Below are 19,917 nucleotides of genomic sequence, written 5' to 3' on the forward strand. Positions count from 1 at the left end.
TCAGATGACCATTTGACGCTGGGTATCGGCCCAAAACACTCAAAAACCGGGTGTTTCAGCCCTCCAGCACCCGCACCTTGACGCTTTTGCCCTTGATGCGGCCCGCATTCAGGCGGCTGGCGGCCTGGCGGGCGATGGCGCGGTCCACCGCCACGTAGGTGGACCATTCGTTCACGTTGATCTTGCCCACCTGCTCGCGGGTGTAACCCAGGTCGGCGGTGAGGGCCCCCAGCACGTCGCCGGGGCGGATTTTCTCCTTGCGCCCGCCCTGGATGTGCAGCGTGACCATGGGCGGCACCAGCGGACCGTCGCCGGCAGGTGTCAGCTCGCTCAGCGCATGCCAGTCGGACTCGCGCCCCTGCAGCTGCTCGATGCGGCCCACGTAGCCCATCTCGGGCAGGCTGGCCAGGTTCAGCGCCAGCCCGCTTTCGCCCGCGCGGCCGGTGCGGCCGATGCGGTGGATGTGCACCTCGGGATCGGGCGTCACGTCGACGTTGATGACGGCCGCCAGGCTGGCAATGTCCAGCCCGCGGGCGGCCACGTCGGTGGCCACCAGCACCGAGCAGCTGCGGTTGGCAAACTGCACCAGCACCTGGTCGCGCTCGCGCTGCTCCAGCTCGCCGTACAGCGCCAGCGCACTGACGCCCTGCGCCCGCAGCACCTCGGCCAGGTCGCGGCACTGGGCCTTGGTGTTGCAGAAGGCCAGCGTGCTGGCCGGGCGGAAATGGTTCAGCAGGCGGCTCACCGTGTGCAGACGCTCGCCGTCGGTGACTTCGTACCAGCGCTGTTCGATCTGGCCGCCCGCGTGCTGGGTCTCGACCTTCACGGTCAGCGGCTCGCGCATGAACTGCCGGGCCAGGCTGGCGATGCCTTCCGGGTAGGTGGCCGAGAACAGCAGCGTCTGGCGCTCCTTCGGGCACTGGCGCGCCACGGTGACGATGTCGTCAAAGAAGCCCATGTCGAGCATGCGATCGGCCTCGTCCAGCACCAGGGTGTTGAGCGCGTCCAGTTGCAGGCTGGCGCGCGCCAGGTGGTCCATCACGCGCCCGGGCGTGCCGACGACGATGTGCGCGCCGTGCTCCAGCGAAGCCAGCTGCCCGCGAAGCGGCACCCCGCCGCACAGGGTGACCAGCTTGATGTTGTCCTGCGCCCGCGCCAGCCGGCGGATTTCGGCGCTCACCTGGTCGGCGAGTTCGCGTGTGGGGCACAGCACCAGCGACTGCACGGCAAACCGACGCGGGTTCAGGTTGGCCAGCAGCGGCAGCGTGAACGCACAGGTCTTGCCGCTGCCGGTCTTGGCCTGGGCGATCAGGTCCTTGCCCAGCAGCGCCGCCGGCAGGCTGGCGGCCTGGATCGGGGTCATGGCAAGGTAGCCGAGCTGCTGCAGGTTGGCCAGCGTGGCGGGCGGCAGGGGCAGGCGGCTGAAGTCCGTGGAGACTGTGGTGGTGGCGGCGGGAGGTGAAGAAGTCATCCCCGATTATCGGCACCCGGGGATTCGCCTGCGCTGCAGCGCTCCGGCGCGGGGCGCCGGCAGGCTGCCGCGGTGACCGCACTGTGGCAATTCACCAGGGCAGCGGCTGCCCCCGGTAGTCGAAAAAGCCGCCGCTTTGCGCGGGGGTCAGGCCCGCCAGCACCGTCAGCAGCTCCCCGGCAGCGACCGCAGGTGACCGCACCGTCAGCCCGGCCTTGGCGAACGGCTGGCTCAGGGCCGTGTCCACCGTGCCGGGGTGCAGTGCCACGCAGACGGCCTGCCGGTTGCGCCGGGCCAGTTCGATGGATGCGGTCCGGACGATCTGGTTCAGAGCCGCTTTGGAAGCGCGATATCCGTACCAGCCGCCCAGCGCGTTGTCGCCGATGCTGCCGACCTTGGCGGAGAGAAAACCCGCCACGCACGGCCCGGTGCGCGCCAGCAGCGGCAAGAAATGCTTGACCACCAGCGCCGGGCCGATGGCGTTGACCGCGAAGCAGTGCGCCAGCCAGGCGGGATCAATTTGGGACCAGCTGCGCTCGGGTTGGGCGGGCCGTTCGCCCGCTGGCCCCGGAACCGCACCGTGCAGAAATCCGCTGGCCACGATCAGCGTGCGCAGCGGCATCTGTTGTGTATCGATGGCCTCGGCCACCCACTGCGCCGCCCGGGCCAGGGTGGCCTCGTCGGTGTAGTCCAGCGCCGGCGTGGTGCGGCGACCCAGCGCCAGCACGGCCGGTGCGGCGTACCCCGGTGTTGCGGGTTGGCGCAGACCGGATACCAGCGCCGCACCGAGGCCGCCGCCGGCGCCGATGACCAGGGCCAACCTCGCGTTGAGCTGTTCGTTCACACGCACGTTCTCCAAAAACAATAGCGAAAAGTGACCATTTGACGCTGGGTATGGGCTGAAAAGGGCGAAATTTTCAGGATTTCCGTCCTGGAGGGTGCGCGGCAGCCTGCGCAACACCATCGAAAGATACCGCACCAGGCGTTTCTGTGGGCCTGGCCGCGGCCAGGGGTGCACGAGGCGGTTTTGTGCCGCCATGCTGCACTGTCATCCAGTCCGACGAAAATCGGGCCATGCCCATCCTGCCCCCTTTCATCGCGCCCCAGCGCTACACCGATGCCGCGGCTGCCGTCGCGCAGGTTCAGTCCATTTACCAGGCCAGTCTGGCCCACTTGCGCGAGGCCATGCGCCGCTTTGTGGCCGGCGAGCCGCTGCCCGGCCAGACCGACGCCCGGTTTTTGCCCCGTGTGCGCGCCTGTTACCCCTTCGTGCGGGTGCAAACGGCTTCCATGGGGCACGGCGACTCCCGTCTGAGTTACGGTTTTGTGGCCGGTCCGGGCCGGTTTGAAACCACGCTCACCCGTCCGGATCTCTATGGGCCGTATTACCTGGAGCAGTTTCGCCTGCTGCTGGCCAATCACGGCGCCGAACTGGAGGTGGGCACCAGCAGCCAGCCGATCCCGGTGCATTTCAGCTTTGCCGAGCACGACCATGTGGAGGGCTCGATGGGTGCGGCCCGGCGAGCGCAGATGCGCGACGTGTTCGATCTGCCGGATCTGGCCGCGATGGACGACGGCATTGCCAACGGTACCCATGTGCCACGTCCGGGAGAGGCCCAGCCCCTGAGCCTGTTCACCGCGCCGCGCGTGGACTACTCGCTGCAGCGCCTGCGCCATTACACCGGAACCGCGCCGGAGTGGTTCCAGAACTTCGTCCTGTTCACCAACTACCAGTTCTACATCGACGAGTTCATCGCGCTGGGCCATGCTGCCATGGCCGACCCGGCGAGCGAGTACGTCGCGTTCGTGGAGCCGGGCAATGTGGTGACGCGGCGGGTGGGGCTGCCTGCCGAGGCGAATGACGGGTTCGGCCAGGCACCTTCCCGACTGCCCCAGATGCCCGCCTATCACCTGATGCGCGCCGACCGCACGGGCATCACCATGGTCAACATCGGTGTCGGCCCGGCCAACGCCAAGACGATTACCGACCACATCGCCGTGCTGCGTCCGCACGCCTGGATCATGCTGGGCCACTGCGCCGGCCTGCGCAACAGCCAGCAACTCGGCGACTATGTGCTGGCCCACGGCTACGTCCGCGAGGACCATGTGCTGGACGAGGAACTGCCGCTGTGGGTGCCGATTCCCGCCCTGGCCGAGGTGCAGGTGGCGCTGGAATCCGCCGTCGCCGAGGTCACGCAGCTCCAGGGCCACGAACTCAAGCGCGTGCTGCGCACCGGCACCGTGGCCAGCACCGACAACCGCAACTGGGAGCTGCTGCCCGACAACACCCCCCAGCGCCGCTTCAGCCAGAGCCGGGCGATTGCGCTGGACATGGAAAGCGCGACGATTGCCGCCAACGGCTTTCGCTTCCGGGTGCCCTACGGCACGCTGCTGTGCGTGAGCGACAAGCCTCTGCACGGCGAGATCAAGCTGCCGGGCATGGCCAACCATTTCTACCGCGAGCGGGTCAACCAGCACCTGCTGATCGGCCTGCGCACCATCGAGCGCCTGCGCGAAGCCGGACTGGACCAGTTGCACAGTCGCAAGCTGCGCAGTTTTGCCGAGGTGGCGTTTCAGTAGGGTTGGGACCGGCCCCGAGAGGCAGCGGAAAAGCTATCAGAAAAATAGCGAAAAACGACCGTTTTACGTTGGGTATGGGCCGAAAACGTGCAGAACTGCGGGGAAAACGCTTTCAGGGGGCGCTGGCCATCACTTCGCCCATGCGGATCGCACGGGCCGGTGCCCACTCGGGGTTGAAACGCAGCGTTGCGTGCGGCCACAGCATCACCACGGTCGAGCCGAGCAGGAAGCGACCCATTTCGGCGCCCTGGGCCAATTCGACGGATTCGGTGTCGTAGCGCCACTCGCGCAATTGCCCGGAGCGGGGCGGGTTGACCACGCCGTGCCACACCGTGGCCATGCTGCCGACAATGGTGGCACCGACCAGCACCAGAACAAACGGACCGTGTGCGGTGTCGAACACACAAACGACCCGCTCGTTGCGGGCAAACAGGCCCGGCACGCCGCGCGCCGTGGTGGGGTTGACGGAGAAGAGCGCGCCCGGCACATGGATCATGCGCGTCAGACGGCCGGCACATGGCATGTGGATGCGGTGATAGTCCTTGGGGCTCAGGTACAGGGTGGCGAAGTGGCCGTTGTCGAAACCTGCGGCGAGTGCGGCGTCACCGCCCACCAGCGCGGTGGTACTGTAGGAGTGGCCCTTGGCCTGGAAAATCTGGTCTTTCTCAATCGGCCCGAACTGGCTGATCGCGCCGTCCACCGGGCAGACAAACGTGGCCTGCGCCAGCGGGCGGGCGCCGTCGCGCAGGGGCCGGGTGAAAAATTCGTTGAAGGTCGGGTAGGCGGTGATGTCGGGCTGGGCCGCCTCGGCCATGTTGACCCCGTAACGTGCCACAAAGCGGCGGATGGCGGCATGGGTCAGCGACCCCCCCTCGGCGCGGGCAAAGCGGCCGGCCAGCGCGGTCAGCGCCTGCTTGGGAAGAAAGTATTGCGGCAGGACGGCCAGGCGATCGGACATGAAAGCGACCCGGGTGGGGAACGATGGGCGCGATTCTATCGCCGGGGCTGCGATGGCGGCCGCGCGCCGAGGACCCGGTTTCCTGTCTCCCCGGGGAATGGTGGAGGAGGTCTTGACAAATAATAAGCATACATATCAAATGTGCACTTATTAAATTCCACCCCCATCGAGGAGAACCATGACCCGCTCAACCCACAACACGCTGCCGGTGCTGGTGTCCGGCGGCGGCATCGGCGGCCTGGCCGCCGCCCTGGCCCTGGTGCGCCAGGGCTTCCAGGTGCAGGTGTTCGAACAATCGGCCGAGATCGGCGAAATCGGCGCCGGCATCCAGCTCGGCCCCAACGCCTTCCACGCGTTTGACGCGCTGGGCGTGGGCGACAAGGCGCGCGGCCGCGCGGTCTACACCGACTACATGGTGATGCACGACGCACTCGACGAGTCGCTGGTGGGCAAGATCGAGACCGGCGAGGCCTTCCGCCAGCGCTTCGGCAACCCCTATGCGGTGATCCACCGTGTGGACATTCACTCCTCGCTGCTCGAAGGCGCGGTGGAAACCGGCCGCGTGGAATTCTTCACCAACACCCGCATCGAAAAAATCGAGCAGGACGACGCCCGCAAGACCGTCACCGCTATCGACCAGAACGGCAAGCGCTGGGTGGGCCAGGCGCTGATCGGCGCCGACGGCGGCAAGTCGGTGGTGCGTGCGCAGTACGTGAACGACCCGCCGCGCGTGACCGGCCATGTGGTCTACCGCGCCGTGGTCGACCAGGCCGACTTCCCCGATGACCTGAAGTGGAACGCCGCCAGCCTGTGGGCCGGCCCCAAGTGCCACCTGGTGCACTACCCGCTGCGGGGTGGCGAGCAGTACAACGTGGTGGTGACCTTCCACAGCCGCCAGCAAGAGCAATGGGGCGTGACCGACGGCAGCAAGGAAGAGGTGGAGAGCTACTTCCAGGGCATCTGCCCCAGGGCGCGCCAGCTGATCGAACTGCCGAAAACCTGGCGCCGCTGGGCCACCGCCGACAAGGAGCCGATCGGCACCTGGGTGTTCGGCCGCGCCACCATCCTGGGCGACGCCGCCCACCCCACCACCCAATACATGGCCCAGGGCGCCTGCATGGCGATGGAAGACGCGGTGACGCTGGGCGAAGCCCTGCGCGTGACGAACAAGGACTGGGACGCCGCGCTGCAGCTCTACCAGAAGAACCGCGTCACCCGCACCGCGCGCATCGTGCTGTCCGGCCGGGAGATGGGCCGCCTGTACCACGCCATGGGCGTGGAGCGGCTGATCCGCAACTCGCTGTGGAAAGGCCGCAGCCAGGAGCGCTTCTACGACGCCATCGAATGGCTGTACGGCTGGAATGTGAACAATTGTCTCGCCCCCGAAGCGGCCTGACGGCCGCCTCCCCCGTCCGGGGGCAACGCCAGCGGCCCGGCAAAGCCGGTTCCGCGGCGTTTCTGGCCCGGCGCAGCGGCCCGCCTGCTTCCTATCCCCATCCCTGACAACTTTGCACCCACCGGAGACACCCCATGCACGACCTTGGCCGCCTGGAAGACCTGCCGCAGGACTACCGCGACGAACTCACGAAACTCAACCTGGTGCCGCTGTGGCCCAGCCTGCGCGCGGTGCTGCCGCCCCAGGTGCCCACGCGCAAGACACAGCCCACGTTCTGGGCCTATGACACGCTGCGCCCGTTGCTGATGCGCGCCGGCGAGCTCACGCCGATGGAAAAGGCCGAGCGCCGTGTGCTGGTGATGGCCAACCCCGGCCACGGCCTGGAAAAGATGCAGGCCAGCGCCGCCATGTACCTGGGCATGCAGCTGCTGCTGCCGGGCGAGTGGGCGCCCAGCCACCGCCACACGCCCAACGCCGTGCGCATGATCGTCGAGGGCGAAGGCGCGTGGACCACGGTGGACGGCGAAAAATGCCCGATGGCGCGCGGCGACCTGATCCTCACGCCCACCGGCCTGTGGCACGAACACGGCCACGACGGCGACCAGCCGGTGGTCTGGCTGGATGTGCTGGACCTGCCGCTGGTGTACTTCATGGAAGCCTCCTACGTGATCGGCGGCGAGCGCCAGGACGTGAAGCCCAGCCGCGGCGACCGCGCCTGGAGCCGCGCCGGCGTGGTGCCCAGCCCGGTGTTCGAGCGCAGCAACAAGCGCAACCCGGTGCTGCGCTACCCCTGGGCCGAGGCCCGCGCCGGGCTGCTGGGCCTGGCGGCCGACCAGCCGGACCTGGACGCGGTGCAGGTGACCTATGTGAACCCCGAGACCGGCGAAGACGCCGAGAACATCCTGGGTTTCTATGCGCTGCTGCTGCGCCCCGGCCAGACGCTGCGCCTGCCGGCGCGCTCACCCGCGCAGGTGTTCCACCTGATCGAAGGCCGCGTGCAGGCGCAGATCGTGGACAGCAGCTTCGCCCTGGCCGAAGCCGACACCTGCTGCGCACCCGGCTACGAAGCCGTCACGCTGACCAACCTGAACGCCGACGCACCCTCGTTCGTGTTCATCGCCGACGAGTCGCCGCTGCACCGCAAGCTCGGCGTTTATGAGGTGCGGGGCTGATCGAGATCCGCCCGCTCCAACCCGATCACCCGGTGACTTCCGAAACCTCGCGAGCCCAGGCCCCACCCCGTTCACCCTGAGCCTGTCGAAGGGCCGGCAGCTTTTCTCAGCAACCGGCTTTCTCAAGCCTGGCCCGACCGGAGAGCCCCCACCCCCCAAAAAACCGACTTAACACCCCATGACCACCTATCTGTTCCCGCCGCCTGCCGTCCCCTCCCTGCCCATCCTGGGGCGCGACGAGCGCTTCCCCATCAACCGCCTGTTCTTTGTCGGCCGCAACTACCACGCGCACGCCGTCGAAATGGGCAAGCCGGTGGACAAATCGGTCGAGCGGCCGTTCTATTTCACCAAGGCGCCGCAGACGCTGACGCCCTCCGGCGCCACCGTGGCCTACCCGCCCGAGACGAAGAACTACCACTTCGAGATGGAACTGGTCGTGGCCATCGGCGCCGTCGGCTTCCGCGTGAAGGCCGAGGACGCGCACACCGTGATCTACGGCTACGCCGCCGGCCTGGACATGACCCGGCGCGACCTGCAGCTGGTGGCCCGCGACAAGGGCCGCCCCTGGGACCTGGGCAAGGACGTGGAGCAGTCGTCGGTGTGCAGCGCCGTCGTGCCAATGCAAGGGCAGATCGTGGACCGCGGCGCCATCGCGCTGGAGGTGAACGGCGAGACCAAACAGGCGTCCGACGTGGACAAGCTGATCTGGAACGTGCGTGAAATCATTGCCGACCTGTCCCTGTTCTACCACCTGGTGCCCGGCGACCTGATCTACACCGGCACCCCGGAAGGCGTGGGCGCCGTGCTGCCGGGCGACCACATCACCGGCCGGGTGGCCGGCGTGGCCGAGGTGACGCTGACGGTGGGCAGCCCGGAATAAGTCCGGCGACAATGGGCGCATGACTGCACCCTTGATCGACGTCAGCCACCTGCGCAAACGCTACGGCGAGGCGGTGGTGGTGGACGACGTGTCCTTTCACATCGCGCCGGGTGAATGCCTGGGCGTGATCGGCCCCAATGGCGCCGGCAAGACCACCACCATCCGCATGGCGCTCGGCCTGGCCACACCGGACGGCGGCGAGGTGGCCTACACGCTGGACGGCACCCGGCGCACCATGCCCGCCGATGCGCTGGCCATCAAGGCCCGCCTGGGCGTGGTGAGCCAGTTCGACACACTGGACCCGGATTTCAACCTGGCCGAAAACCTGCTGGTCTATGGCCGCTATTTCGGCATGAAGGACGCCGCCATCCGGGCCCGCATCCCCCGGCTGCTGGAGTTTGCCGCCTTGTCGCACAAGGCCGAGGCCAAGCCCGGTGAGCTCTCGGGCGGCATGAAACGGCGCCTGTCGCTGGCGCGCGCCCTGGTCAACGATCCGCAGTTGCTGCTGCTGGACGAGCCCACCACCGGGCTGGACCCGCAAGCCCGCCACCTGATGTGGGAGCGCCTGCAACTGCTGCTGCAGCAGGGCAAGTCCATCCTGCTGACCACCCACTTCATGGACGAGGCCGAGCGCCTGTGCCACCGCCTGCTGGTGCTGGACCACGGCCGCAAGATCGCCGAAGGCCGCCCGCGCGACCTGATCGCCGAGCACCTGGAGCCCGACGTGGTGGAGGTCTACGGCGTGGGCGCGCTGGCGCTGGCGCAGGACACCGTGCTGCGCGCCCTGTCCGCACGGGTCGAGGTGAGCGGCGAGACCGTATTTTTCTACACCGCCCAGGCCCGCCCGCTGCTGGCCGCGCTGGAAGCGCATCCGGCGCTGCGCACACTGCACCGGCCGGCGAATCTGGAAGATCTGTTTCTCAAACTGACCGGGCGCCAGATCCGGGAGGAAGGCTGATCATGTCGCAGGTGTCCACTGCTTCCGTCTGGTCGGCGCCGCGCCTGTCGATGCGCTGGTGGCCGGTGTTCCTGCGCAACCTGCTGGTCTGGCGCAAGCTGGCCATTCCCAGCCTGGTGGGCAACATTGCCGAGCCGCTGATGTGGCTGGTGGCCTTCGGCTACGGCCTGGGCGCGCTGGTGGGGCAGGTGCAGCTGGGTGACCAGAAGGTGCCCTACATCCTGTTCCTGGCCAGTGGCAGCATCTGCATGAGCGCCATGAACGCGGCCAGTTTCGAGGCGCTGTACTCGGCCTTCTCGCGCATGCATGTGCAGAAAACCTGGGACGGCATCATGAACGCGCCGGTGCGCCTGGACGACGTGGTGCTGGCCGAGATGCTGTGGGCCGCGTTCAAGGCCTTGTTCACGGTAACGGCGATCCTGGGCGTGATGCTGGCGCTGGGCATCAGCCACAGCCCCAAGCTGCTGGTGGCCTGGCCGGTGCTGCTGGGTGTGGGCATCACCTTCAGCTGCATCGCGCTGATCTTCAACGCACTGGCCAAGGGCTACGACTTCTTCACCTATTACTTCACGCTGTTTCTCACGCCGATGATGTTCCTCTCGGGCATCTTCTTCCCGCGCGAGCAGCTGCCGCCGCTGGTGCGCGCCGTGGCCGAATGGCTGCCGCTGTCGGCGGCGGTGGAGCTGGTGCGGCCGCTGTTCCTGGATCGGTGGCCCGCCGATCCGTTGCGCCACCTGGCGGTGCTGGCGGTGTTCGCGGTCGGTTCGTTCTGGGTCGCGCTGGCCCTCACCCGCCGGCGGTTCCGGGGCTGATTGCCCGGCCAGCGGCGGCGGCCGGGCTCTGCCCCGCGAGCGCGCGGAGGTCGGATTCCCAGCCGCGCAGTGTGCGGATCGCCCGCTCGCGCTGCTCGGGGCTGGTGCTGTTGTGCAATCGGGCGCTGAGGATGCAGCCATTGCGCAGATGGCGTTCCGATGTCGCGCGCCAGGCCGGGTCCGGCGAGGTTTGCCACCGATCCAGCAGCGCGGCGATTGCAAGGCGGGATTGCGCCGGCCCCGGGCGTGTGGTGGCAAGCCGATGGAGCGTCTGGGTCATGTCGTCTTCGCGGCGGCGGCGCTCGGCGCCCCAGGCGGCCGCATCAAAGCCGTCATTGGCCAGCCAATCCGCAATCAGGGTGCGTTGGGCCGTGCTCAAGCGGCCGTAGACGCGCTCGGCGCGTTCGATGGTGCGATCGGTGCGGCGCTGCAGACGCTCCCGCGCATTGCCGTCCAGCCACTCCTCGCGCCAGCTGACCGTACTGCGCTGCTGACTGGACTGCAGACGGGCGATCTGCGGCGGCGAAAGGCTCATCGCGAGATCGGTCGCCGGCGCCAGCAGCCGGCCGCTGATTGCCGACACGCCGTCGCGAATCCACTGCGCGTCCCGGCACAGCTGGTTTTCGTCGGTATCGCGCAGGGCGCGGCTTTGCAGCTGGGCCAGCCAGTCGGCCACCAGCGGCAATTGCTCTCTGCGGTGCCAGTCCAGCAGTTCGTCTGCGGCGCGCCGGACCGCGGCCGCCTGGGTGTCGCTCAGGTCAACCTGGCGGTCCACCCAGGTTTGCAGCAGCAGGGGCAATTGTTCGTAGCCCAGCCGAACCACGCTGCAGCCTCCCAGCAGCAGGAGCACCAGCGATGCCACGATAATCCGCAGCCGAAAGGATTGTTTCGTCATGTCCCATTCCGTCTCGTCCGAGCCCAGCTCCCCATCTGCCGTGCCGGTGGATGTGGTCATCATGGCCGCCGGCAAAGGCACGCGCATGAAAAGCCGCCTGCCCAAAGTGTTACACCAACTTGGCAGTCGCGCTTTGCTGCACCATGTGGTCGACACGGCGACACGGTTGAACGCGCGGTCGGCGGTGGTGATCACGGGTCACGGCGCTACGGAAGTGGAAGCAAGCTTCGACCATTTTGCGCTGGGCATGAACGGTTTCTCATTGAAATTCGTCCGCCAGGAGCCCCAGCTGGGCACCGGGCACGCCGTACAGCAGGCTGTGCCGGCGCTGGCCGATGACGCCGTGGTGGTGATCCTGTCCGGCGATGTCCCGCTGACCACCGCCGACACCTTGCAGGCCCTGATTGCCCGGTGTGCGGGCGAGCGGCTGGCGCTTTTGACCATTGCATTCGATGACCCGACCGGCTACGGGCGCATCGTGCGGGCGACCGCCGCACCCGATGCGCCGGTGCTGGCCATCGTCGAACACAAGGACGCCAGCGAAGCCCAGCGCGCCATCCGCGAGATCTACAGCGGCATCATGGCGGTGCCGGCGCGCTGGCTGAAAGCCTGGTTGTCCCGTCTGGACAACCGCAATGCCCAGGGCGAGTACTACCTGACCGACATTGTGAAGTTTGCCGTGGCCGACGGCGTGCCGGTGGTGGCGCATCGCATCACCGATGCGGCGCAGGTCGCCGGGGTGAACAGCCCGGTTCAACTGGCCGAACTGGAGCGCGCCCTGCAACTGCGGCAGGCGCGGGCATTGATGGAGCAGGGCGTCCGTATCCACGACCCGGCCCGGTTTGATCTGCGTGGCACGCTGCGCTGCGGGCAGGATGTGGAGATCGACGTCAACTGTGTGTTCGAGGGGGCGGTCGAGCTGGGTGAGGGCGTGCGAATCGGTGCCAACTGTGTCATCGCCAATGTTCGCATCGCCGCCGGCGCGGTGATCCAGCCGTTTTGCCACATCGATGGCGAATCCGCCGGGGTGGACGTGGGCGAGGGCGCCACGGTGGGGCCGTTCGCGCGCTTGCGGCCGGGCACGCGGCTGGGGCGAGGGGTGCATATCGGCAATTTCGTCGAAGTCAAGAACAGCGCTCTCGCCGACGGGGCCAAAGCCAACCACCTGGCCTATCTGGGCGATGCCACGGTGGGCGAACGGGTGAACTACGGCGCGGGCAGCATCACCGCCAATTACGACGGTGCCAACAAGCACCGCACCGTGATCGGCGCCGACGCCCATATCGGCAGCAACTGTGTTCTGGTCGCGCCGGTGACCGTGGGTGCGGGCGGCACCATCGGCGGCGGCTCCACTGTCAGCAAGGACACGCCGGAGGGTGCCCTGGTGGTGGCGCGTGGCCGCCAGGTGACCATTGCCAACTGGAAACGGCCGGTGAAAAAGGCACCTCCCGCCCAGTGAATCGCTATAAATAGTATAGCTGAAACTCACCTTTTTTCGCTGGGTATTGGCACTTTTGGCGTAAATTTCGCCCGCCGAACCGAAAAATAGGCCTTGACGTTGCGAACATTCTGGTCGGCGCGCAACACCGTGCCGGCCAGGTGGTTCCAGGCCGGCATGTCCGGCACCTGCACGATCAGGACGAAGTCGGGGCCAGGCGTGACCCGGTAACACTGCTGTACCGGCGGCCGTGTCACGACCAGTTGTTCGAAATGATCCAGCGCCTCGGCGTTCTGGCGCTCCAGCGTCACTTCGGCCACCACGGTCAGCCCGTGGCCCAGGTGGGTGGCCAGCCGGTCGGTGTTCACCATGGCCGTCACCCCCTCAATCCAGCCGGTCTCGCGCAGGCGCCGCACCCGTCTCAGGCAGGTGGGTGGCGACACACAGGCACGCTCGGCCAGTGCCTGATTGCTTTGGCTTGCGTCGTCCTGAAGCAAGGTCAGCAGTTTCAGGTCGATGGCGTCAGGTGTGAAATTTTCTTCCATCTACATTAAATCCAGGAAATATTTTCGCACTCTTTAGCTGAGATGAAATTTTCAGTCAGTCTATCCATTGATTATGATCGCCTATTCCGTGACAGTCGCGCTACATTCACGCCTTCTTCTCATTCAGGGGTGGCTTTATGTGTGGCATCGTCGGTGCGGTATCGACCCGCGACATTGTTCCGGTTCTGGTTCAGGGTCTGCAACGGCTGGAGTACCGCGGATATGACTCCTGCGGCGTGGCCGTGCATGGCGCCAGCTTGCAGGCCGTGGCGGGTGCCGGCCTGCGCCGGGCCCGCAGCACGGCCCGGGTGGCCGAACTGGTCAGCCAGGTGGCGGCGGACCGGGTGCAAGGCGGCACCGGCATCGCCCACACCCGTTGGGCCACCCATGGCGCCCCGGCCGTCCATAACGCGCACCCGCATTTCAGCCACGGCCCGGGCGCCGATGCGCACACCCGGGCGGGCCGCGTGGCGCTGGTCCACAACGGCATCATCGAGAACCACGACGAACTGCGCGCCGACCTGCGCGGGCTGGGCTACCACTTTGAAAGCCAGACCGATACCGAAGTGATCGCCCACCTGGTCGACAGTCTTTATCAGGGTGACCTGTTTGAGGCGGTGAAGGCCGCGGTGCGCCAGCTCAAAGGCGCCTACGCGGTGGCCGTGTTTCATCGCGACGAGCCCCACCGGGTGATCGGCGCTCGCGAAGGTTCACCGCTGATCCTCGGTGTCGGCGCCGACGGCCAGGAGCGCTTTCTGGCCAGCGACGCGATGGCGCTGGCCGGCGTGACCGACCAGATCGTGTACCTGGAAGAGGGCGATGTGGTGGATCTGCAGCTGGGTCGCCACTGGGTGGTGGACCGCAACCACCGGGCGGTCGACCGCCCGGTCAAGACGGTGCACGCCCACAGTGGTGCGGCCGAACTGGGTCCCTACCGTCACTACATGCAAAAGGAAATCTTCGAACAGCCCCGTGCCATCGCCGACACCCTCGAAGGGGTGGAGGGCATCACGCCCGACCTGTTCGGCGAAGACGCGCAGGCCGTGCTGTCGTCCGTGGACCGGGTACTGATACTGGCCTGCGGTACCAGTTACTACAGTGGCCTGGCCGCCAAGTATTGGCTGGAATCCATTGCCGGCATTCCGGTGCAGGTGGAAGTGGCCAGCGAATACCGTTACCGGGACTCGGTGCCGCACCCCGACACCCTGGTGGTGACCATCACCCAGAGCGGCGAGACGGCGGACACCCTGGCCGCCCTGCGGCACGCCAAGGCGCAAGGCATGAGCCACACGCTGACCATCTGCAACGTGGCTACCAGCGCCATGGTGCGCGAGTGCCGTCTGGCCTACATCACCCGGGCCGGGGTGGAAATCGGCGTGGCGTCCACCAAGGCGTTCACGACGCAGTTGGCCGGGCTGTTCCTGCTGACGCTGACGCTGGCCAAGGTGCGCGGGCGCTTGAGTGGCCAGGCGGAGTCACAACATCTCAAGGACATGCGGCACCTGCCCGTGGCCCTGCAGGCCGTGCTGGCGCTGGAGCCCCAGGTGATCAGCTGGGCCGAAGACTTCGTGCGCATGGAAAACGCCCTGTTCCTGGGCCGCGGTCTGCATTACCCCATTGCCCTGGAAGGGGCGCTCAAGCTCAAGGAAATCAGTTACATCCATGCCGAGGCCTACCCGGCCGGCGAGTTGAAGCACGGACCTCTCGCGCTGGTCACCGCCGCCATGCCGGTGGTGACGGTGGCGCCCAACGATGCGCTGCTGGAAAAGCTCAAGAGCAACATGCAGGAGGTCCGCGCCCGTGGCGGTGTGCTGTACGTCCTGGCCGATGCCGATGCCCACATCGAAAGCAGCGAGGGCCTGCATGTCATCCGGATGCCCGAACACTACGGCGCACTGTCGCCCCTGTTGCATGTGGTGCCGCTGCAGATGCTGGCCTACCACACCGCGTGTGCCCGTGGCACCGATGTCGACAAGCCACGCAACCTGGCGAAAAGTGTGACAGTGGAGTAAGAAGGGCTGGCCGGTTGCTTCGAGCCATCCTATGCCGCTGACCTGGCAGGTGAGTGCGACCCGGCCGTACGGAGGGTCTTCAGCGTCCCGGGGCGGAGTCGCGCAGGCCCAGGTCACCCTGGAAAGTGTCGAATATGGAGCGGTCGCCCCGCGTACCAGGCATGCGGGTGCGTTTGGCCTCAATGGCATCCAGAGCCGATTGCAGGTTCTGTTCCCGGTTGTCGAAGGTGGTCATGCCCACCCGGATCCGGGGTGTGACACCTCCGACCGGTGTGCGCAAGGCCGCGGCGACCCACCGTGTCGCAGCGTCGCGGGCGCTGGCCTGGTTCTGCGGCCCATCGAGGAGCACCACGAAATCGCCGTCGTCCAGGCGGGCCAACAGATCGATGGTGCGCAAGCTCAGGCGCAGGCGCGATGACAGTCGAACCAGGCATTCGTTGAGAAGGCGGTTGCCACCTTCGTCAATCATTTGTTGGGCGTTGGTCAGGCTGATGCGGGCGCAGACGCCCCGGTGGCCGAAAAACGCAGCACGGACGGCCATGCGATCAAAGCTGTAGGTGGCAGCAGACTGGTTCGGCAGGCCGGTCAGCGGGTCCTGGGTGCCCAGTTCACGGGCGCGCAGTGTCACCACATCGTCCGACGCGACCCGGTACTCATGCAGGTGATACAGCCACCAGCCGCCGGCAACCAGCCCCGCCGGATACCCGAGCCAGGCCCAATCGCCCGCCTGAATCCAGCCCTGGTTGTAGCCAGCCGACGCCAGACCTGCGGCAAACACCACCAGCTGGCCGGCAAGTGCCAGGGCGCCGTCACGGTGACCGAGGCGGATCAGCCAGGCGGTGACAGCCATCACGATCAGAAACGAACTGTAGAGCGACAGACGAAGCACAGTGCGTGCCGCGTTGCCGAGGTTCTCCAGCAGCGGAATGGAAAGCGCCGTCAGGACCAGAAGTCCCAGCCAGAAATACAGGGCCCGGGTGACACGGGGCGCCCGTTGGGGCAGCCGCAGCACCAGCAGATTCATTCCGATCCACGTCACCATGATGGCGGGCAGTGCGGCAAAGCGCAGCCAATGGTTGACTGCGGGCCATTGGCCCCAGATCCAGAAGTTGCCCGCCCCGGTCTGGATCAGGCATCCGAACAGGACGGAGGCAAAAAAGCAGCAACTCACCAGATGCTCGGTATCCGGATGCCGTGCAGCGCGGATCAGCCCCGCAATCAGAAGCCCACCGGACAGGCACAGCAGCACCCCGGTCAGGAGGGACTGGTGGAAAAGGTCTACCGTCAGGAGCCGCAGCGGGAGCAGTTCGATGGCGTTGTTCATGCCGCCTTGCAGGTTGGCGATTTCGACCAGCCATTCCTGCCGCCCGCTGCCAGCCCGTGCGCGAACCACGGGAGTCACCGAACGGACCTCGGCGTCGTGGGCCGCAACCCGGTCTCCGGATTGCGCGGCGGACCATGCCTGCTCGGACGAGACGCGCCAGAACAGCCGAAGGTGGTCGACCGCCGGATTCGGTATCCGGATGAACCAGTCGGCCGCAAGGGCCGGTGGCTCCACCTGAACCTGAATCCATCCCCAGTAGGACTGACCCGGGTTCAATTGCACGCTGCGCCAGCGGGTAGAGGGAGGGTGCGCAGCGGTGAGCGCATCCAGCGCCCGATCGGGTTGTCCTGAGGGGGCGATGACCCATCGGCCCAGGGGGCGCAAATCCCGGGCGCCTTCACCGTCGCGCAGCGTGACGTCAACGGCAGGAGCGGGAACGACCGGTGGGAGTCCGGCGACCGCGACTTCGCCGGGTGGCACGGTCTGGGCCACGGCGGAAACCAGACTGAACAGACAACAGATGAGGAAAAAGACGATACGCGGCATCAGGCAGACAAAGGCGCTTGACCGTCAGGGGCCCCGACGGGGGTTGGTGATGGTAGCGACTCGACGCACAATGCGCTCCAAGGCCCTGCTTGCCAACCCCTATCTGTGACATTTCTCACAGCTGCTTATCCCTTTTCCGGTCAACGCTGCTGCCCGCCATGTTTCGAAACGCTTCGCTTTCCACCAAGCTGATACGGATCGGCACGGTACTTCTGGCGGTCGCGGTGACGTCCATCGGACTGACACTGTGGGTGACCTGGCAATTGGAGGGCGGAGCGGCTGCTGTGAACGAGGCAGGGCGCATGCGGATGCAGACCTGGCGCCTGGCCAGCGCAGCACAAGCAGTTGTCTCTCCCGTCGAGCGCCAGCAGTACGTGCAGCATTTCGACGAAAGCCTGGCCGTGCTGCGCATGGGGGATCCGGCCCGTCCCCTTTTTGTTCCCTGGGATGATGAAGTGACCCGGCGCTTCAAGGAGGTTGAAGTCCTCTGGCAAGGCCAGCGGGAGTATTGGCGGGCGGGTTCCGATATTTCACCGTCTCAAACGCTGGCGGCCGCCGGACAGTTTGTCGAAGCGATCGACCGCCTGGTGTTGGCGATCGAGCAGCAGCTTTCGCACCTCACCGCCATACTCAATCTGGCCCAGATGCTGATGATGGCACTGGCCATTGGCGGCGCCGTGGTGATGCTCTACACCGGGTATCTATACGTGATCAGTCCCTTGGCCCAGTTGCAACAGGGTCTGCAGAAGCTTGAGTCCGGCGATTTTGCGATCCGGATCGATGTCGACACCAACGACGAATTCGGCCTGGTCGCCCGGGGCTTCAACCGCATGGCCGCTACGTTGCAATCGCTGTACCAAGGCCTTGAAGCGAAAGTGAAAGCCAAGACCGAACGGGTGGAGGCCCAGCGCGCTCGGCTGGAGGCGCTGTACGAGGTCAGTGCTTTCCTCGCCCGCGCCAACTCCGTCGAGGAGCTGTCGCAGGGGTTCTCGCAACGGGTTCGAGAAGTTCTGAAGGCCGACGCAGTGGCGGTCCGCTGGTCTGACGAAGCCAATCAGCGCTACCTGATGCTTGCGTCCGACTGCTTTCCCGCCGATATGCAGGAGGATGAGCGCAGCCTGATCGCCGGTGCCTGCGCCTGTGGCAGCCTGCAGCCCCAGGCGCGCACACGGGTGATTCCGATTCACCAGGATGCACAGACGCCTTTGCGTCACTGCGCGCGGGCGGGATTTCGCAATGTGGTCAGTGTGCCGGTGCGTTTGCAGCAACGCCTGATCGGCGAGATCGACCTTTTCTTTCGGCGAGACCTGCAGCTCAATACCGAAGAGTCGGAGTTGCTGGATGCATTGGCCAGTCACCTGGCCAGCTCGCTGGAGGGCCTGCGAGCCGCGGCCCTCGAGCGCGAGGCTGCCGTCGGTGAAGAGCGTGCCTTGCTCGCCCGAGAGTTGCATGATTCGATTGCCCAGTCGCTGGCTTTCCTGAAAATCCAGACCCAGTTGCTGCGAGGCGCGGTGAACAGGCAACAGGCCGAAAAGATCCAGTCGACACTGGATGAGCTTGACGCCGGGCTCAAGGAAAGCATCAACGATGTGCGCGAACTGCTGGTGCACTTTCGGACCCGGACCAATACCGATGACATTGAGCGGGCGTTGCAAGAGACGCTTCAGAAGTTTCAACACCAGACAGGCTTGCCTGCGCGGTTGCAGATCGAGGGCGATGGCTTACCCTTGCCAGCCGATGTCCAGGTGCAGGTTCTGCACGTCATTCAGGAGGCCTTGTCGAATGTTCGCAAACATGCCGGAGCAAGCCATGTCAGCCTCGATGTCGAGAAAGGCCCGCAGTGGAGTTTTGTGGTGCGCGACAATGGCTGCGGATTCGACACGAGGGCGCGCCAGGGCGAGACCCACGTCGGAACCAAGATCATGCGTGAGCGGGCAGAACGTATCGGCGCTGTCGTCAAGCTGACGTCCAGCCCCGGCCAGGGGACCGCCGTCACACTGACACTCCCGATCAATCCGGTGACCTCCAGTGGGTTGTCCACTGTGGGGCTGGGACTTCCCCATTCCGTCGCGACCACTTCATGAGCCCGTCTATCCGTTTGCTTCTGGTTGATGACCACACGCTTTTCCGGCGCGGACTCAAGGCACTTCTTTGCCAGGACGAACGCTTTGTTGTTGCTTGTGAGGCGGCCGACGTCGGCGAGGCACTCCGTTGCCTCGATAAAGGGGTGCCTGATCTGATTTTGCTGGACAACCATTTGCCCGGAGTTCGGGGGGTGGACGCGATTCCGGCATTGAAGGAGGCGGCGCCAGGTGCGCGGATACTGATGTTGACCGTCAGCGAAGACGAGAATGATCTGGCGGACGCTCTCCAGGCCGGAGCGGACGGCTACGTTCTCAAGACTATAGAGTCGGAGCAATTGACGGAGACCATCGTCAAGGTGCTGGAGGGGGAGTCGGTGGTCAGTCCGGAAATGATGACCAAGCTGGTCTCAGCTTTTCGCGCCCGCCCGGCACGCGAAAGTGCGGCCCCACCGGCAGTGCCCTCGCCAGGCACGTCGTCGGAGGCCATTTCACCGACCCCGGGCGCTGTTGTTGGGGCTACCCCTGGTCTTGGCGTGCTGTCACCGCGCGAGCGGGAAATCCTCTCCCTCATTGCACAGGGCGACAGCAACAAACGAATTGCCCGCGAGCTGGATATCGCCGAGACCACGGTCAAGATCCACGTGCAGCACATATTGCGCAAACTGGGCTTGAGTTCGCGGGTTCAAGCGGCCGTCTTTGCGGCCAGCCACCCTATCGTTTGATGCAGATCAATCACCGGCGATAAACCGGGGGATTAGTTCTTTCGGACGATAGGGGTGAAGGCCCCCATCGTCCTTCTGGTTTGGGCCCCACGTTCCAACGGTGGATGTTCAGCCACGCTCTCTC

General features: G+C 66.2%; 16 protein-coding genes. 10 read left to right on the forward strand and 6 right to left on the reverse strand.

The genetic code is table 11. The annotated features are described in order from the left end of the window. Nucleotides 1–55: 55 nt before the first annotated feature. Entirely contained in the window at nt 56–1,471 is a 1,416-nt protein-coding gene (gene dbpA / locus AC2EBU_RS10295) for an ATP-dependent RNA helicase DbpA (RefSeq protein ID WP_484610330.1), read from the reverse strand. Nucleotides 1,472–1,562: 91 nt separating this feature from the next. Then, the gene (locus tag AC2EBU_RS10300) at nt 1,563–2,315 is read right to left on the reverse strand and encodes an SDR family NAD(P)-dependent oxidoreductase (RefSeq protein ID WP_484610331.1); all 753 of its coding nucleotides are present in this window, start codon (nt 2,313–2,315) and stop codon (nt 1,563–1,565) included. 230 nt (nt 2,316–2,545) lie between these two features. Between AC2EBU_RS10300 and AC2EBU_RS10305 the strand changes: the two genes are divergently transcribed. Beyond that, the gene (locus AC2EBU_RS10305; RefSeq protein ID WP_484610332.1) at nt 2,546–4,051 is read left to right on the forward strand and encodes an AMP nucleosidase; all 1,506 of its coding nucleotides are present in this window, start codon (nt 2,546–2,548) and stop codon (nt 4,049–4,051) included. Nucleotides 4,052–4,163: 112 nt separating this feature from the next. Here the strand turns inward: AC2EBU_RS10305 and asd are convergent, their stop codons facing one another. Next, on the reverse strand, nt 4,164–5,009 hold the full coding sequence (asd, locus tag AC2EBU_RS10310; RefSeq protein ID WP_484610333.1) for an archaetidylserine decarboxylase: 846 nt from the start codon (nt 5,007–5,009) through the stop codon (nt 4,164–4,166). A 178-nt stretch (nt 5,010–5,187) separates the two neighbouring features. Between asd and AC2EBU_RS10315 the strand changes: the two genes are divergently transcribed. The 5 genes from AC2EBU_RS10315 (at nt 5,188) to AC2EBU_RS10335 (ending at nt 10,227) form a co-directional block, all read left to right on the forward strand. After that, on the forward strand, nt 5,188–6,405 hold the full coding sequence (locus AC2EBU_RS10315; protein WP_484610334.1) for a 3-hydroxybenzoate 6-monooxygenase: 1,218 nt from the start codon (nt 5,188–5,190) through the stop codon (nt 6,403–6,405). 134 nt (nt 6,406–6,539) lie between these two features. After that, the gene (locus tag AC2EBU_RS10320; RefSeq protein WP_484610335.1) at nt 6,540–7,577 is read left to right on the forward strand and encodes a cupin domain-containing protein; all 1,038 of its coding nucleotides are present in this window, start codon (nt 6,540–6,542) and stop codon (nt 7,575–7,577) included. A gap of 178 nt (nt 7,578–7,755) precedes the next feature. Then, complete coding sequence (locus AC2EBU_RS10325; RefSeq protein WP_484610336.1) at nt 7,756–8,457, forward strand: fumarylacetoacetate hydrolase family protein; 702 nt, start codon at nt 7,756–7,758, stop codon at nt 8,455–8,457. A 19-nt stretch (nt 8,458–8,476) separates the two neighbouring features. Continuing rightward, nucleotides 8,477–9,415, forward strand: coding sequence for an ATP-binding cassette domain-containing protein (locus AC2EBU_RS10330; RefSeq protein WP_484610337.1), 939 nt, complete (start codon nt 8,477–8,479; stop codon nt 9,413–9,415). 2 nt (nt 9,416–9,417) lie between these two features. Further along, complete coding sequence (locus AC2EBU_RS10335) at nt 9,418–10,227, forward strand: ABC transporter permease (protein ID WP_484610338.1); 810 nt, start codon at nt 9,418–9,420, stop codon at nt 10,225–10,227. Here AC2EBU_RS10335 and AC2EBU_RS10340 read toward each other — a convergent pair. Further along, complete coding sequence (locus tag AC2EBU_RS10340; protein ID WP_484610339.1) at nt 10,202–11,122, reverse strand: DUF6279 family lipoprotein; 921 nt, start codon at nt 11,120–11,122, stop codon at nt 10,202–10,204. The two genes, AC2EBU_RS10335 and AC2EBU_RS10340, sit on opposite strands and share 26 nt — an antisense overlap. Here AC2EBU_RS10340 and glmU point away from each other — a divergent pair. After that, on the forward strand, nt 11,121–12,581 hold the full coding sequence (glmU, locus tag AC2EBU_RS10345; RefSeq protein WP_484610340.1) for a bifunctional UDP-N-acetylglucosamine diphosphorylase/glucosamine-1-phosphate N-acetyltransferase GlmU: 1,461 nt from the start codon (nt 11,121–11,123) through the stop codon (nt 12,579–12,581). The two genes, AC2EBU_RS10340 and glmU, sit on opposite strands and share 2 nt — an antisense overlap. Before the next feature lie 26 nt (nt 12,582–12,607). On the opposite strand, the gene AC2EBU_RS10350 is transcribed toward glmU, so the two are convergent. Then, the gene (locus tag AC2EBU_RS10350) at nt 12,608–13,105 is read right to left on the reverse strand and encodes an Lrp/AsnC family transcriptional regulator (protein ID WP_484610341.1); all 498 of its coding nucleotides are present in this window, start codon (nt 13,103–13,105) and stop codon (nt 12,608–12,610) included. Nucleotides 13,106–13,242: 137 nt separating this feature from the next. Here AC2EBU_RS10350 and glmS point away from each other — a divergent pair, with 137 nt between their 5' ends. Next, a complete protein-coding gene (glmS, locus tag AC2EBU_RS10355; protein WP_484610342.1) occupies nt 13,243–15,117 on the forward strand; it encodes a glutamine--fructose-6-phosphate transaminase (isomerizing) in 1,875 nt (624 codons plus the stop codon). Between the two features lie 79 nt (nt 15,118–15,196). Here glmS and AC2EBU_RS10360 read toward each other — a convergent pair whose 3' ends face one another. After that, complete coding sequence (locus AC2EBU_RS10360) at nt 15,197–16,987, reverse strand: diguanylate cyclase domain-containing protein (RefSeq protein ID WP_484610343.1); 1,791 nt, start codon at nt 16,985–16,987, stop codon at nt 15,197–15,199. Nucleotides 16,988–17,145: 158 nt separating this feature from the next. On the opposite strand from AC2EBU_RS10360, the gene AC2EBU_RS10365 reads away from it, so the two are divergent. Both AC2EBU_RS10365 and AC2EBU_RS10370 read left to right on the forward strand, forming a co-directional pair. Further along, nucleotides 17,146–19,071 carry a type IV pili methyl-accepting chemotaxis transducer N-terminal domain-containing protein gene (locus AC2EBU_RS10365; RefSeq protein ID WP_484610344.1) on the forward strand — a complete coding sequence of 642 codons (1,926 nt, stop codon included), beginning with the start codon at nt 17,146–17,148 and terminating at the stop codon, nt 19,069–19,071. Next, nucleotides 19,068–19,793, forward strand: a complete 726-nt coding sequence (locus AC2EBU_RS10370) for a response regulator (protein ID WP_484610345.1) — start codon at nt 19,068–19,070, stop codon at nt 19,791–19,793. The genes AC2EBU_RS10365 and AC2EBU_RS10370 overlap by 4 nt, the downstream gene beginning before the upstream one ends. The last annotated feature ends 124 nt before the right edge of the window (nt 19,794–19,917 follow it).

Source organism: Curvibacter sp. T50, assembly GCF_057219955.1.

What these genes read in the sequence shown, in the direction of transcription:
- dbpA (WP_484610330.1), bottom strand. Translation starts at nt 1,471, where the DNA reads ATGACTTCTTCACCTCCCGCCGCCACCACCACAGTCTCCACGGACTTC.
- AC2EBU_RS10305 (WP_484610332.1), top strand. Translation starts at nt 2,546, where the DNA reads ATGCCCATCCTGCCCCCTTTCATCGCGCCCCAGCGCTACACCGATGCC.
- asd (WP_484610333.1), bottom strand. Translation starts at nt 5,009, where the DNA reads ATGTCCGATCGCCTGGCCGTCCTGCCGCAATACTTTCTTCCCAAGCAG.
- AC2EBU_RS10315 (WP_484610334.1), top strand. Translation starts at nt 5,188, where the DNA reads ATGACCCGCTCAACCCACAACACGCTGCCGGTGCTGGTGTCCGGCGGC.
- AC2EBU_RS10320 (WP_484610335.1), top strand. Translation starts at nt 6,540, where the DNA reads ATGCACGACCTTGGCCGCCTGGAAGACCTGCCGCAGGACTACCGCGAC.
- AC2EBU_RS10325 (WP_484610336.1), top strand. Translation starts at nt 7,756, where the DNA reads ATGACCACCTATCTGTTCCCGCCGCCTGCCGTCCCCTCCCTGCCCATC.
- AC2EBU_RS10330 (WP_484610337.1), top strand. Translation starts at nt 8,477, where the DNA reads ATGACTGCACCCTTGATCGACGTCAGCCACCTGCGCAAACGCTACGGC.
- AC2EBU_RS10335 (WP_484610338.1), top strand. Translation starts at nt 9,418, where the DNA reads ATGTCGCAGGTGTCCACTGCTTCCGTCTGGTCGGCGCCGCGCCTGTCG.
- glmU (WP_484610340.1), top strand. Translation starts at nt 11,121, where the DNA reads ATGTCCCATTCCGTCTCGTCCGAGCCCAGCTCCCCATCTGCCGTGCCG.
- AC2EBU_RS10340 (WP_484610339.1), bottom strand. Translation starts at nt 11,122, where the DNA reads ATGACGAAACAATCCTTTCGGCTGCGGATTATCGTGGCATCGCTGGTG.
- AC2EBU_RS10350 (WP_484610341.1), bottom strand. Translation starts at nt 13,105, where the DNA reads ATGGAAGAAAATTTCACACCTGACGCCATCGACCTGAAACTGCTGACC.
- glmS (WP_484610342.1), top strand. Translation starts at nt 13,243, where the DNA reads ATGTGTGGCATCGTCGGTGCGGTATCGACCCGCGACATTGTTCCGGTT.
- AC2EBU_RS10360 (WP_484610343.1), bottom strand. Translation starts at nt 16,987, where the DNA reads ATGCCGCGTATCGTCTTTTTCCTCATCTGTTGTCTGTTCAGTCTGGTT.
- AC2EBU_RS10365 (WP_484610344.1), top strand. Translation starts at nt 17,146, where the DNA reads ATGTTTCGAAACGCTTCGCTTTCCACCAAGCTGATACGGATCGGCACG.
- AC2EBU_RS10370 (WP_484610345.1), top strand. Translation starts at nt 19,068, where the DNA reads ATGAGCCCGTCTATCCGTTTGCTTCTGGTTGATGACCACACGCTTTTC.